Here is a 13184-nt window from a genome sequence, read left to right as displayed (position 1 = left end):
GTACGTCAGTGCAGGCCGCCGTCGACGTCCAGCACGGAGGCGGTGACGTAGCTGCTGTCCGGGCCGGCCAGCCAGGCGACGGCGGCGGCGATCTCGTCCGGGGCGCCGAAGCGGCCGGCCGGGATGCGGGCCCGGTAGTCGTCCCGGCGGGCCGCCGGGATCCGGGCGGCCATCGGCGTCTCGACCAGCCCGGGGGCCACCGCGTTGACCCGGATGCGGTGCACGGCCAGCGCCCGGCCGAGGCTGCGGGTGAGCGCGACGACAGCGCCCTTCGAGGCGCCGTACGCGGCGTCCGGGCTGCCGATCCGGCCGCTGATCGAGGCGACGTTGACCACCGTGCCCGGACGTCCGGCGGCCACCAGCGCCCGGGCGTACGCGAGCGTGCCGAAGAACGTCGCGCCGAGGTTGGTGTCCAGCACCTCGGCGTACGTGCGCGGGTCGTAGTCGAGGAAGTCCCGGGCCGGGTAGACGCCGGCGTTGTTGACCAGCACGGCGGGCAGGCCGTACCGCTCGTGCACGTCGTCCAGCAGCCGCTGCGCCTGTTCCGGCACGGCCAGGTCGGCGACGAGTGCCGCGTACGCCGACGGGTCGGCGGCCGGCTCGCGGTCCACGCTGAGCACCCGGTGCCCGGCCCGGGTCAGGGCCGCGGTGACGGCCCGGCCGATGCCGCCCGCGCCGCCGGTGACCACGGCGAGCGGGGGTACGGAGTCGGACATGATCGGTCTCCGCCGCTCAGCCGGCGACCGGCAGCGCCGCCGGTACGCCGCGCAGGAAGTTGTCGAACAACCGCAGCCCGTCCTGGGTGGTCACGCTCTCCGGATGGAACTGCACCCCCTCGACGGCGAGCGTGCGGTGGCGCAGGCCCATCACGTAGCCGTCGTCGCCGGAACGGGCGGTCACCTCCAGCGGGGGCGGCACCGGGTCGTCGACGACGAGCGAGTGGTACCGGGTGACGGTCAGCGGCGCCGCCGCCCCGGCGTAGACGCCCCGGCCGTCGTGCGTGACCTCGCTGGTCTTGCCGTGCATCAGGTGCCGGGCCACCGCGATCGTGCCGCCGTACGCCAGGCCGATCGCCTGGTGGCCGAGGCAGACGCCGAGCAGCGGCACCCGGCCGGCGAAGGCGTGGACCAGCTCGACGTGGCCGGAGTCGCCGGGATGGCCGGGCCCGGGTCCGAGCACCACCGCGTCCGGCCGCAGCGCGGCGAGCTGCCGGGGGCTGCGTACGCGGGACCGGACCACGACCGTGCGCGCGCCGAGTGTGCGCAGGTACTGGTCGATGATGTGGGTGAAGCTGTCGTACGCGTCGACGAGCAGGACCTTCACGGCAGCAGCTCCTCGCCGGTCAGGGCCCAGTAGGCGGCGCTCATCTTGGCCAGCGTCTCCCGCCACTCGGCGGCCGGTGTGGAGTCGGCGACCACCCCGGCGGACGCCTGGGTGTGGTAGCGGTGGCCGTCGTGCACGACGGTGCGGATGCAGAGCGCGAGCACCGCGAACCCGCGGACGTCGACCAGGCCGATCGCGCCCGCGTAGATGCCCCGGGGCTCCGCCTCCAGCCCGTCGATGATCTCCATCGACCTCAGCTTCGGCGCGCCGGTCATGGTGCCGGCCGGGAACGCGGCGCGGACCGCCGCCCACACGTCGGCGCCGTCGTCGAGGCGGCCGGACACGGTGGAGACCAGGTGGTGCACGTACGCGAACGGCTCGACGTCGAGCATCGCGTCCACCGACAGCGTGCCCGGCTCGCAGACCCGGCCGATGTCGTTGCGGCACAGGTCGACCAGCATGACGTGCTCGGCGCGCTCCTTCTCGCTGGCCCGCAGCTCGGCCACCCGGCGGCGGTCGGTCAGCGGGTCGGCCGAGCGGGCGGCGGTGCCGGCGATCGGGCGCATCGAGAGCCGGTCGCCGCTGAGGCGCAGGAACAGTTCCGGGCTGGCGCCGATCACGGTGCGCCCGGCCCAGGGCGCCAGGTACATGTACGGCGACGGGCTGCGGTGCCGCAGGCGGCGGTAGACGTCCAGCGGGGTGAGGGCGGTCTCCACCTCGATGCGGTGGCCGATCTGCACCTGGTAGCTGTCGCCGACCCGGATGTGCCGCAGGCACCGCCGCACCCGCTCGGCGAACGTCTCCTCGTCGACGGTGTCGCGTACCCGGGCCGGCGTGGGCGCGGGTGGCGGCTGGTCGCCGGGCGCGCCGGTGAGCAACCGCGTCACCGGCGGTGCCGGCTGCGGCGGCAGGTGCGGGCCGCCGGCGTGCAGTTGGTGCGCGGTCCCGGCGTGCAGGTCCCACCAGACGGTGTGCCGGAACAGCGTCAGCGCGAAGCGGGGGAGGTCGTCGTGCGCCCGGCCGAGCGTCAGCTCGTCCATGTCGCGGGCGGCCTCGTAGCTCAGGGTGGTGAGGAAGCCGAAGGCGAACCGGTCGGCCGGCACGGGCGTCTCGACGGCGAAGGCCCGCTGCACGGCGCGGACCACCGACCAGAGCTGCGCCGGGCCGGGCACGTGCCAGGCGGACGTGGTGTCGTACCGCCGGGCCGGCGCGCCGAGGACGCCGGTGACCACTTCGCCCAGCGCGTCGCCCAGCGGCCCGGCGGCGGTCAGCTCGCACCCGTCGGCCAGGAACCGCAGCTCGGCGAGACGGCCCCAGCCCACCGCCGCGGCCTGCCGGTCCGCGACCGGCCCGTCCAGGGTTTCGAAGAGGTACGCGTCGTGCGCGGCATGGCTTTGTGTCAATGCGGTGTACAACGCGAGCGGATTGATCGACGGCAGTGTGATTGAGGTCACGGAAATTGGAATACGGTCGGCCGGTGTCGTGCGTCCCGGCGTCTCCGAACGGTGGTCTGCGGTTTCCGCGCCCACCGTGGACGACAGTGAGGACACTGTGGAACCCCCCTTTGAGCAGCCCGGATGCCCCGACGTGGACCGGCTGGACCGCGTTCGGTGACAGATCGGACTTCCCCCGTTGAAAAGGACGCGCGGCACCTCCCGGGTTCGGTCGGGAATGGGTTGCGGTCCCGGGAAACACTTTCACCAAGTGCGGTTCCCGCTGTCCATACCACTTCGGAGACCGGGGAGAGGACCAATCGGTGTGGCATCTGAATCTGTCAATTGACGGCGATGCGCGTGAGACGTTGTCGGCGCAGCTCCGCAACGCTCTGCGCGGCCGGATCACCGACGGCACGCTGCGCCCCGGGACGCGCGTGCCGTCCACCCGGCAGCTCGCGACGGACCTCGGCGTGTCCCGCACCGTGGTCGTCGAGGCGTACGAGCAGCTCTGCGCCGAGGGTTATCTGACCTCGCAGCGCGGCTCCGGCACCTCGGTGGCGGACTCCGCGCACGCCGACGTCGCCTCCGCGCTCACCGCCGACGAGGCGCCCGCGCCCGAGGTGTGGGACCTGCGCGCCGGCGGAACCGACGTGTCGACGTTCCCGCGCCAGGACTGGATCCGCTGCGTCAGCTCGGTGCTCCGCTCGGCCGGGCCGCGGGAGCTGGGCTACGCCCCGCCGTCCGGGCTGCCGCCGGTGCGCCGCACGCTCGCCGGCTACCTGGGCCGGGTCCGGGGCGTCCGCGTCCGCCCCGAGCACCTGATGATCACGTCCGGTTTCGCCCAGGGGCTGGCGCTGCTCTGCCGGGTGCTGCGCGACCAGGGACACGAGGCGATCGGCGTGGAGGATCCCGGGCACCCGGGGGAGTGGGCGTTCGTCGCCGACGCCGGGCTGCGGCCGGTCGGTGTGCCGGTGGACCGGGAGGGCATCCGCGTCGACGAGCTGGCCGCGACCGGCGTACGGGCCGTGCTCACCACCCCGGCCAGCCAGTTCCCCACCGGCGCGCCGCTGAGCCGGCGACGCCGGGAGCAGCTCGTCGACTGGGCGCGTGCGGTGGACGGGTACGTCGTCGAGGACGACTTCGACGCCGCGTTCGTGGCGCCGGCGCAGCGGATGCCCGCGCTGCAGAGCGTCGCGCCGGACCGGGTGGTGTACGCGGGCAGCGCCAGCAAGGTCCTCGCCCCGGCGCTGCGGCTCGGCTGGCTGGCCGCGCCGACCGGGCTGGCCGCCTCGATCGAGCGGGTCCGGGCCGGCTGGGACATCGGCTGTTCCGGGCTGGATCAGCTCGCCTTCGCCCGGCTCGTGGACACCGGCGCGTTCGACCGGCACCTGCGCCGGCTGCGGGCCGAGTTCCAGCGGCGCGGCCAGGCGGTACGCCAGCACGTCGCACGCCACCTGCCCGGCGTGGCGCCGCTCGACGCCAGTGGCGGCCTCCAGACGTACCTGGTGCTGCCTCGCTGGTGCGCGGAGGAGTCCATGGTGGCCGCCGCGCGGCGCCGGTCCGTGCTGGTGCGCGGTGGCCGGTTCTACGCCCTGCGCGCCGACGACCGGCCGCCGGCGCTGGTCATCGGGTACGCCGGGGTGCGCGGCGCCGAGCTGGGGCGAGGGCTGGCCGGGGTCGCCGCGGCCTACCGCGACGTGACCGCGCGCCACGCGTCAGGTGTCAATGTGCGGCGGGGTGCGGAATCCGACCGAAGGACCGGCTTGACAGCGTGATCAGCGCTTAGGTTAGCCTAACCTCCGTGACGAGCAGAACGGTGCGAGCCGACGGCTTGAGCGGCAGCGACCTGCGGCTGGGCTACCACGGCACGACGGTGGTGCACGACGCCGCCATCACGCTTCGGCCCGCGGCCGTGACCGCGTTGGTCGGCCCGAACGGCAGCGGCAAGTCGACGCTGCTGCGCGGGCTGGCCCGCCTGCACCCGCTGGAGCACGGCGAGATCGTGCTGGCCGACGGCACGCCGGCCCGGGCGCTGTCCGCCCGGGACTTCGCCCGCCGGGTCACGCTGCTCGCGCAGAGCCGGCCCACCCCCAGCGGGGTGACGGTGCGCGACGTGGTCGGGTACGGCCGGCACCCGTACCGCCAGCGGTGGCGCGCGAACGACCTCGACGGACCGGCCGCGATCGACCGGGCCATGCGGGTGACGGGCGTCGACGGCATGGCCGGACGGCCGGTCGACGAGTTGTCCGGCGGCGAGCTGCAGCGGGTCTGGCTGGCCACCTGCCTGGCCCAGGACACCGCGATCCTGCTGCTCGACGAGCCGACCACGTTCCTGGACCTGCGCTACCAGGTGGAGATCCTCGACCTGATGCGCGAACTCGCCGACACCGCCGGCGTCGCCGTCGGTGTGGTGCTGCACGACCTGAACCAGGCCGCGGCCGTCGCCGACCAGGTCGTGCTCCTGCACGAAGGCCGGGTCCGCGGCGCCGGCACGCCGCACGAGGTGTTCACCGAGGCGGCGCTCACCGAGGCGTACGGCATTCGTGTCGAGGTGAGCGTCGACCCGGTCACCAACCTGCTCTCCACTCGTCCCGTCGGCCGGCACACGACCCGCGTCTCCGCCTGACCGACTCCTGCCCACAGAAGAGAAACCGATGTTGCGTACCCGTCTGACCCTGCTCGCCGCCGCCGCGGCCAGCGCGCTGATGATCGCCGGCTGCGGCACCACCGAGGAGCCCGCCGCCGCACCGTCCCCCTCCGACGCCGCGTCCACCGGCCCGGTCACCGTCACCGACAGCCGGGGCAAGACCATCACCCTCGAGAGCCCCGCCACCAAGGTCGTCGGCCTGGAGTGGGGCGAGGTCGAGATGCTCGTCGGTCTCGGCGTGATGCCGGTCGGCGTGGCCGACCCGAAGGGGTACGCCACCTGGGTGACCGCCGCCCCGCTCGACGCGGGCGTCAAGGACGTCGGCACCCGGGGTGAGCCGAGCGTCGACTCCATCGTCGCCCTCCAGCCGGACCTCGTGGTGATGGAGGCCGAGCGTGGCTCCGCCGTCGTCACCCAGCTGGAGAAGTACGTCCCGGTGCTGGTCACCAAGGGCAGTGACGCCTCCGACAACATCGGCCGGATGCGCGCGGACCTGAAGATGATCGCCACCGCGACCGGCCGTACCGCCCAGGCGGACAAGCTGCTCGCCGACTTCGACGCCGCGCTCGCCGACGGCAAGAAGAAGATCGCCGACGCCGGGGCGGCCGGCAAGCAGTTCGCCATCGCCGACGGCTGGAAGGAGGGCAGCACCGTCTCGATCCGCATGTTCGGCCAGGGCGCGCTCGTCTCCCAGCTCGGCATCCAGCTCGGCCTCAAGAACGCCTGGACCGGCAAGACCGACGAGATGTGGGGCCTGGGCCAGACCGACGTCGAGGGCATGAACGTCCTCAAGAGCCAGGACCTGCACTTCTTCTACAACGCCTCGGACGGCAACGACGTGTTCGCCGACGGCCTCGCCGGCAACGCCATCTGGCGCTCCCTGCCGTTCGTCCAGCAGAACAAGCTGCACAAGATGCCCAACGGCATCTGGACGTTCGGCGGCACGCTGTCCGCCAAGCAGTACATCGACGAGCTGGTGAAGGTCTACACGGCTTGAGCGCGATGACCGCCCCCGCCCCGCCGGGGCCGGCCACCCGGCCGGCCCCGGTCGGGCCGCCGCCCGCCCGGCGCAGCCGGGTCGCCGGCGCGTTCACCCTCGCCGCGGTGGTGCTCGTCGCGATCACCGCGGTGCACCTCACCCAGGGCACGTCGTCGGTGGGGGCGCTGGACCTGCTCCGGCTGCTCACCGGCGGCGACGACGAGACCGCCCGGGTGCTCGTCGCCTCCCGCCTGCCCCGGCTGCTCACCGGCCTGGCCGTCGGCGTCGCGCTCGGTTTCGCCGGCGCGGCGTTGCAGTCGACCACCCGCAACCCGCTCGCCTCGCCGGACACGCTCGCCGTCAACGCGGGCGCGCACCTGGCGATCGTCGCCACCGCCGCGTTCGGGATCGCGCTGCCGGCGCTGCCCGCGGGCGGGCTGGCGTTCTGCGGCGGTCTCGCCGCCGCCTCCCTGGTCATGCTGCTCTCGGCCGGCGGTCAGGCCGCCACCACCCGGCTCATCCTCGCCGGCTCGGCCACCGCGATGGCGCTCGCCTCGCTGACCATGCTGCTCCTGCTGCTCTTCGAGCAGTCCACCATCGGCCTGTTCGCCTGGGGCAACGGCTCGCTCGTGCAGGGCGACCTGGTCGCGTTCACCCAGCTCGCCCCCGTGATCGGGGTCGCCGCGCTGCTGCTCGTGACGCTCGGGCACCGGCTGGACCTGCTCGCCCTCGGCGACGACACCGCCACCGTGCTCGGGCTCAACGTGCGCCGTACCCGGCTGACAGTCGTGCTGCTGGCCGTGCTGCTCTCCGCCGCGGCGGTCACCCTGGCCGGGCCGATCGGCTTCGTCGGCCTCGCCGCGCCGGTGATCGTCCGGCTGCTCGGCCGGTGGGTGCCCGAGGTACACCGGCACCGCATCCTGATGCCGCTGGCCGGGATCGTCGGCGTCGTCATCGTGCTCGGCTCCGACGTGCTGCTGCGCGCCGTGCTCGGTGGGCAGGCCGGGGTCGACGTGCCGACCGGCGTGGTGACCACGCTCTTCGGCGCGGTGCTGCTGGTCTGGCTGGCCCGCCGCCACCGCGACGCCGGGCCGACCCGGCAGGCGCCCGGCGGCCACGCCGCAGTCCGCTCCCGCGGCTTCGTCGCCGTCGTCGTCGCGGTCTGCGCGGTCGTCGTCACCGCCGCGCTGGTGCTCGGCATGCTCGCCGGTGACACCTGGGTGCTGCTCGGCGACATCGTCAACTGGGTGCAGGGCCGCACCGGGCCGGCGTACACCTTCGTGCTGGACGCCCGCTGGCCGCGGGTCGCCGCGGCGCTGCTGGCCGGCGCCGCGCTGGCCCTGGCCGGTACCACGGTGCAGGCGGTGTGCCGCAACCCGCTCGCCGAACCGGGCATCCTCGGCATCACCGGCGGCGCCGGCATCGGCGCGGTGTCGCTGCTGACGTTCGCGCCGATGGCCGGCGTGCTCGCCCTGTCCGGCGCCGCCGGTCTCGGCGCGGTCGCCGCGTTCGCGCTGGTCTACGGCCTGGCGCGGCGGCGGGGCCTCAACTCCGACCGGCTGGTGCTGATCGGGTTCGCGGTCTGGCAGGGCGGTACGGCGATCATCACGTTCATCGTGGTGTCGTCCGACCCGTGGAACACCGGCAAGGCGCTGACCTGGCTGTCCGGCTCCACCTACGGACGTACCGCCCCGCAGGTGCTGCCGGTGGCGATCGCGCTGCTGATCGCGCTGCCGGTGGTGGCCGCCGTGCGGCGCGAACTGGACCTGCTGGCGCTCGACGACGACACGCCCCGGGTGCTCGGCGTCCGGCTGGAACGCGCCCGGCTGATCGCGCTCGGCCTGGCGGCGCTGCTCACCGCCACCGCGGTGTCGGCGGTCGGCGTGATCGGCTTCGTCGGCCTGGTCGCGCCGCACGCGGCCCGCGCACTGGTCGGCGGGCGGCACACCCGCGTCCTGCCGGTCGCGGTGCTGCTCGGTGCCACCCTGGTCAGCCTCGCGGACACGCTCGGCCGCAGCGTGATCGCCCCCGCCCAGGTCCCCGCCGGTCTGGTCACCGCCCTGATCGGCACCCCGTACTTCGTCTGGCTGCTGTGGCGTTCCCGCGCCGCGGCCGCCGCCCGTTAGCCCGTTCACCGACGCACCCCACACCGGCCGTGAGAGGAATGACGCATGACCAGCACCCTGGCCGTCGCGCCCTGGCGAGTCTTCACCGTTGAGGTCCGCGCGCTACGGCGGCTCGGCCCGTCGTTCCTGCGGGTGACGCTCACCGGCCCGGACCTGGACCGGTTCGCCGACAACGGGTACGACCAGCGGATCAAGCTGGCCCTGCCGCCGGTCGACGGGGCGCCGGGTGAGCTGCCCGACGGGCCGGACTGGTTCCCGCGGTGGCGGGAGTTGCCGGACGGGCTGCGCAGCCCGATCCGCACCTATACGGTCCGCGCCGTCCGGCCGGAGGCGTACGAGGTGGACGTGGACATGGCGCTGCACGGCGACGGCGGCCCGGCCACCCGGTGGGCTCGGCGAGCCCGCCTCGGTGACCGGATCGCCGTTGTCGGCCCTGATGCCGGGTGGGACGGCCCGCACGGCGGGGTCGAGTTCCAGCCGCCGGCCGGTGCGACGCTGCTGCTCGCCGGCGACGAGACGGCCGCGCCGGCGATCTGCGCGATCCTGGAGCGGCTGCCCGCCGAGGCGCGCGGGCACGCGCTGGTGGAGGTGCCGGAGACGGGCGACGAGCTTCCCTGCCGGGCCCCGGCCGGTGTCACGGTGACCTGGCTGCCGCGCGACGGCGCCCGGCACGGCAGCCGGCTCACCCCGGCCGTGACGAGCCTGGCCGGCCGGCTGGTGCCCGTACCGGCCGGGCCGGCCGCCGCGCCGCTGGCCGAGGTGGACGTGGACCGGGACATCCTGTGGGAGGTGCCGGAGCGGCCCGACGGCGCGGCGCTCTACGCCTGGCTGGCCGGGGAGGCGGCGGTGATCCGCGGCCTGCGCCGGCACCTGGTCACCGAGCGCGGCATGGACCGGCGCGCGGTGGCGTTCATGGGCTACTGGCGGGCCGGTCGCGCGGAGAACTGATCGTCTCCACCGCTGTGTGAAGCGGGCCGGCGCATGGTGCGCCGGCCCGCTTCGTCATGCGCGCGGTGCGTACGGGGCGAGCGGATTGACCAGCGTGCCGGCGAACTGCAGCGCGGCCGACGGGTCGGACAGGTCCACCATCTGCTGGTTGTTGCGCAGCTGGAGCCGGTTGAGGCAGGACAGCGTGAACTCCGGCGCGAACAGGTCGTGCCGGCGCATCCGGTCGGCCAGGTGCGGCACCGTGGCGGCGTAGCCGGCGGCGCACTCGGCCACTGTGCGCCAGAACCCGTCCTGGTCGAGCACGCCCTGGGTGTGCAGGGCGGCGCTGAGGTGCCGCAGGAAGCAGTCGAACACGTCGGTGAAGATGGACAGGATCTTCTCGTCCTCCGGAATGGCGGCCCGGATCCGCCGCACCCGCTCGGGCAGGTCCGCGTCCGGGTCCATCACCACGATCTCCTCGGCGATGTCCTTGAAGACGACCCGCTCCACCACGCCGCCGTCCAGCACCAGGATGACGTTCTCGCCGTGCGGCATGAACGCCAGGTCGTGGGCGTACAGGCTGTGCAGCAGCGGCACCAGGTAGGCGTCCAGGTAGCGGCGCAGCCAGTCGGCCGGGGCCAGCCCCGACTCGTCGATCAGCGCCGCGGCCAGCGAGCGCCCGTCGGAGTCCAGGTGCAGCAGCGACGCCATGGTGGCCAGCCGCCGCCCGGGTTCCAGCCCGGGCACCGGGCTCTCCCGCCACAGCGCCGCCAGCATCTTCCGGTACGGGGAGTACCTGTCGGTCGCCGCCTCGTACTGCCGGTGCCGGTAGCCGATCGCGGCCCGCTCCCGGATGATCGACAGGCCGGTGCGCTTGAGCACCGGGTCGCCCTCGATCAGCCCGGCCAGCCAGTCGTTGATGGCCGGCGTCGCCTCCATGTACGCGGCGGACAGCCCGCGCATGAAGCCCATGTTCAGCACCGACAGCGCCGTCTTCACGTAGTGCTTGGCCGGGTCGCTGACGTTGAAGAAGGTGCGGATGGACTGCTGCGCGAGATACTCGTCCGGTCCCTCGCCGAGGCAGACCAGCCGGCGGCGGGCCACCTCACCGGCGAACGTGACGGCGAGCTTGTTCCACCACTGCCACGGGTGCACCGGCACGAGCAGGTAGTCGGCCGGGTCCAAGCCCAGCCCGGTGAGCGTGGCGGTGAACCCGGCAAGCGTCTCCTCGCCCAGCTCGGCCCGCACCAGCGTGTCGTAGTCCAGGTCGTCGGCGCAGGTGAACGTGGTGTGGTCGCGGTGCGCGGCGAGCCAGAGCAGCCGTACCGGCCTGGCGGCCTCCGGGGCGTACGCGTGGTATTCGTGCACGCCGAAGCCGATGCGGCCGTTGTTGGCCACGAAGCAGGGATGCCCCTCGGTCATGCCGGTCTCGATCGCCTGGAAGTCGGCGGCGGCCAGCTCGGCGGCGCTCAGCGCCGGCTTGGCCAGCTTGTACGCGGTCCCGGCCAGCGTGGAGGTGATCTCCTCCAGGTAGACCGGCAGGATGGCGTCGGTGAGGCCGAGCGCGCCGCGCAGCTCCACGCACAGGTCCACGGCGTCGGGCGGCAGGTCCGCGCCGTCGCGGCGGCGCACGATGCTGTCCGCGTCGACCTGCCAGTGGTCCAGCGCCAGCCGCTGCGCGGCGAACCGGTACTCGACGGCGCCGTCGTCGCTGCGGACCAGCCACTGGTCCGGGCCGACGGGCTCGGGGGTGATCAGGCGCTCGTGGGCGAACTCGGCGAGCGCCTTGCGCACCAGCAGCCGGTTGGCCGTCGCCCACGCCTCGGGGGTCAGGTGGTCCACGGATGCGCTGGCGTTCACGCCGGTGCCCCTTCCTCGCTGGTGGGCGCGCCGGTGGCGGCCCGGAACTGGTCCCGGGTGCAGACGCTGAGCAGCGCCTCCTTCTCGGGCTTGCGGATCGGGCCGACGACGGTGAAGCCGACGGCCGCGTTGAGCGCGTGCACGGCGGTGTTGCGCACGTCCGGCTCCACCACCACCCGACGGGTCGCCGGGTCGGCGAACAGCCAGGCCATCACAGTGGTGATGACGGCCCGGGTGAAGCCGTGCACCGGCGTGCCCGCGGGCGCGCAGAGGAAGTGCATGCCGACGTCGCCGGGCTCCGGGTCGTACAGGCCGGTCAACTCCACGTGCGCCGGGTCGTACCGCTCGGCCAGGAACGCCGGGGTGCCGCGCCACGACCCGAGGTACGCGTCGTGGTGCGGGTGGTCGGCGATGCGCCGGTACTCGGCGGCGACGGCGTCCACGTCGGCGTCCTGCATGAGCCAGAACGCGGACTTGGGGTGGGTGACCCAGCGGTGCAGCAGCGCGGCGTCGGCATCCGGGTCCAGCGGGCGCAGCGTGAACTCGCCCAGCGCGTCGTCGACGCGGGTGAACGCGGTCATGAGGGCACTCCGGCGGGCGCGCCGAACTCCTGGAACGCGATCGCCTTCTCGATCGGGTAGTGCTCCCGCCCGGTCATCTCCCGGATCAGCCACGAGTTGCGGTACGGGCCCATGCCCAGGTCGGGTGAGGTGATGCTGTGCGTGTGGGTGCCGCCGTTCTGGAGGAACACGCCCCGGCCGGTGTGGTCGACGCTGTAGTTGCGGGCCACGTCGAAGCGGCCGTGCGCGTCGAAGCGCAGCCGGTCGCGCACCGGGGCGAGGAACTCCGGCACCCGGTAGTGGTAGCCGGTGGCCAGCACCAGTCCCGCCGTGTCGAGCGTGAACGCGCGGTCCTGCTCGGTGTGGCGCAGCCCGAGCCGGTAGCGGCCGTCGGCGTACGCCGCCTCGACCAGCTCGGTGTTGGTCAGCAGCCGGGTCGGCGCCGGGCCGTGCAGGCTCTTGGCGTACAGCAGGTCGTAGATGTCGTTGATCAGGTCGGCGTTGATGCCCTTGAACAGCGGCTTCTGCGCGGCCTCCAGCGCGTAGCGGGTCGGCTCGGGCAGCGCGTGGAAGTAGTCCACGTAGTCCGGCGAGGTCATCTCCAGCGTGAGCTTGGTGTACTCCAGCGGGAAGAACCGGGGCGAGCGGGTCACCCAGGTGAGCTGGTAGCCGTACGTGTCGATGTCGCCGAGCAGGTCGTAATAGATCTCCGCGGCGCTCTGGCCGCTGCCGACGATCGTGATGCTGTCCTTGGCCCGCAGCGCCTCCCGGTGCTCCAGGTAGCGCGAGTTGTGGATCATGTCACCGCCCAGCCCGGCGCAGGCCGGCGGCAGGTACGGCGGGGTGCCGGTACCGAGCACCAGGTGCCGGGCCCGGTGCGTGACCGGCCCGTCCGGCGTGTCCGCGTGCACCACGTACCGGTCGCCGGCCTCGTCGTACTCGACGGCGGTGACGGTGTGCCGGAAGCGCAGGTTCGGCAGCTTGGCGGCGGCCCAGCGGCAGTAGTCGTTGTACTCGGCGCGCAGCGGGAAGAAGCTCTCCCGGATGTAGAACGGGTAGAGCCGGCCGGTCTCCTTCAGGTAGCTCAGGAACGAGTACGGCGAGGTGGGGTCCGCGAGTGTGACCAGGTCGGCGATGAACGGCGTCTGGAGCCGGGTGGATTCCAGCAGCATGCCGGGATGCCAGTCGAAGCTGTCGCGCGCCTCCAGGAACAGCCCGTCGAGGTCGTCGATCGGCGCGGTGAGGCAGGCCAGGCCGAGGTTGTAGGGGCCCAGCCCGACGGCGATGAAGTCGTGGGTCGACATGGTTCTCGTTCTCCTCGGCGGG

General features: G+C 73.7%; 11 protein-coding genes. 5 read left to right on the top strand and 6 right to left on the bottom strand.

What is annotated here, in order from left to right; translation table 11 throughout:
• Nucleotides 1-5 precede the first annotated feature (5 nt).
• From V6U82_RS09885 to V6U82_RS09875, 3 genes are read right to left on the bottom strand one after another with little or no spacing between them, the layout of a single operon-like run.
• The gene (locus V6U82_RS09885; protein WP_334460621.1) at nucleotides 6-716 is read right to left on the bottom strand and encodes an SDR family NAD(P)-dependent oxidoreductase; all 711 of its coding nucleotides are present in this window, start codon (nucleotides 714-716) and stop codon (nucleotides 6-8) included.
• 16 nt (nucleotides 717-732) lie between these two features.
• The gene (locus tag V6U82_RS09880; protein WP_334460620.1) at nucleotides 733-1323 is read right to left on the bottom strand and encodes an anthranilate synthase component II; all 591 of its coding nucleotides are present in this window, start codon (nucleotides 1321-1323) and stop codon (nucleotides 733-735) included.
• Nucleotides 1320-2777 (bottom strand): anthranilate synthase component I family protein, encoded by a 1458-nt coding sequence (locus V6U82_RS09875; RefSeq protein ID WP_334460619.1) that lies wholly within the window; start codon nucleotides 2775-2777, stop codon nucleotides 1320-1322. The genes V6U82_RS09880 and V6U82_RS09875 overlap by 4 nt, the downstream gene beginning before the upstream one ends.
• A gap of 302 nt (nucleotides 2778-3079) precedes the next feature.
• Between V6U82_RS09875 and pdxR the strand changes: the two genes are divergently transcribed.
• Genes pdxR through V6U82_RS09850 form a run of 5 tightly spaced genes read left to right on the top strand, consistent with a single transcriptional unit; the run spans nucleotide 3080 to nucleotide 9459 of the window.
• A complete protein-coding gene (gene pdxR / locus V6U82_RS09870) occupies nucleotides 3080-4534 on the top strand; it encodes a MocR-like pyridoxine biosynthesis transcription factor PdxR (RefSeq protein ID WP_334460618.1) in 1455 nt (484 codons plus the stop codon).
• Nucleotides 4535-4575: 41 nt separating this feature from the next.
• A complete protein-coding gene (locus tag V6U82_RS09865; RefSeq protein ID WP_128138713.1) occupies nucleotides 4576-5385 on the top strand; it encodes an ABC transporter ATP-binding protein in 810 nt (269 codons plus the stop codon).
• 28 nt (nucleotides 5386-5413) lie between these two features.
• The gene (locus V6U82_RS09860) at nucleotides 5414-6403 is read left to right on the top strand and encodes an iron-siderophore ABC transporter substrate-binding protein (RefSeq protein ID WP_334460617.1); all 990 of its coding nucleotides are present in this window, start codon (nucleotides 5414-5416) and stop codon (nucleotides 6401-6403) included.
• 5 nt (nucleotides 6404-6408) lie between these two features.
• Complete coding sequence (locus tag V6U82_RS09855; protein ID WP_334460721.1) at nucleotides 6409-8511, top strand: iron ABC transporter permease; 2103 nt, start codon at nucleotides 6409-6411, stop codon at nucleotides 8509-8511.
• Between the two features lie 45 nt (nucleotides 8512-8556).
• On the top strand, nucleotides 8557-9459 hold the full coding sequence (locus tag V6U82_RS09850) for a siderophore-interacting protein (protein ID WP_334460616.1): 903 nt from the start codon (nucleotides 8557-8559) through the stop codon (nucleotides 9457-9459).
• Between the two features lie 54 nt (nucleotides 9460-9513).
• Here the strand turns inward: V6U82_RS09850 and V6U82_RS09845 are convergent, their stop codons facing one another.
• The 3 genes from V6U82_RS09845 to V6U82_RS09835 are packed head-to-tail and all read right to left on the bottom strand — an operon-like array spanning nucleotide 9514 to nucleotide 13162.
• Nucleotides 9514-11298: an IucA/IucC family protein gene (locus tag V6U82_RS09845; protein WP_334460615.1), complete on the bottom strand. Its 1785-nt coding sequence runs from the start codon at nucleotides 11296-11298 to the stop codon at nucleotides 9514-9516.
• Complete coding sequence (locus tag V6U82_RS09840; RefSeq protein WP_334460614.1) at nucleotides 11295-11879, bottom strand: GNAT family N-acetyltransferase; 585 nt, start codon at nucleotides 11877-11879, stop codon at nucleotides 11295-11297. Before V6U82_RS09840 ends, V6U82_RS09845 begins: the two co-directional genes overlap by 4 nt.
• Nucleotides 11876-13162: a lysine N(6)-hydroxylase/L-ornithine N(5)-oxygenase family protein gene (locus V6U82_RS09835; protein WP_334460613.1), complete on the bottom strand. Its 1287-nt coding sequence runs from the start codon at nucleotides 13160-13162 to the stop codon at nucleotides 11876-11878. The genes V6U82_RS09840 and V6U82_RS09835 overlap by 4 nt, the downstream gene beginning before the upstream one ends.
• Between the last annotated feature and the right edge of the window lie 22 nt (nucleotides 13163-13184).

This window comes from Micromonospora sp. CPCC 205554 (assembly GCF_036902745.1).
GTDB lineage: Bacteria > Actinomycetota > Actinomycetes > Mycobacteriales > Micromonosporaceae > Micromonospora > Micromonospora tulbaghiae.
Note: the sequence above shows the minus strand (reverse complement) of the source record. Positions and strands in the feature narration are given on the sequence as shown.